This is a genomic window from Neorhizobium alkalisoli (genome assembly GCF_002968635.1).
GTDB lineage: Bacteria > Pseudomonadota > Alphaproteobacteria > Rhizobiales > Rhizobiaceae > Neorhizobium > Neorhizobium alkalisoli.
In genome coordinates, this window is record NZ_PVBN01000063.1 from 1 (window position 1) to 392 (window position 392).

1 protein-coding gene is annotated in these 392 nt (G+C 39.0%); it reads left to right on the forward strand.

The window, feature by feature from the left end; translation table 11 throughout:
- Positions 1 to 196: 196 nt before the first annotated feature.
- Positions 197 to 392, forward strand: a 196-nt coding sequence (locus C5L13_RS29190) for a hypothetical protein (protein ID WP_205836908.1), incomplete at its 3' end; no start/stop codon positions are given.

A 392-nucleotide genomic window follows, 5' to 3' on the forward strand; every position in this document is an offset into this window, starting at 1 on the left:
AAAAGAAACCAGCAGCGACGACCGCGATACGGCTGCTGAAATTTCGAGTGATAGTAACGATGAAATCAATCTTGAGTCTTAGTTCTGGGCGCTTTTCAAAGAGCGCTTTTGGTCACCTGTCTAAACTTTTAAACTATTATTTACCCGGTAAAATTCGTTTCTTTTAATTTTTTACTCCTTCAGTTAAAGTGCGCGCATGACTAAAAAAATCTGCGCCACTTTTCTAATCGCCGCTTTGACCAGTTTTAAATTACACGCTCAGGTGCGCTGTGAAAATTTATTCGAAAATTCGAGCAAAGAGTTCCAACAAGCCATCATACAGATGGTGGATTTAGAATTTAACTTTGATCTGTACGACCACACGGCCGAATTTTTAGATAAGATTCTGAATG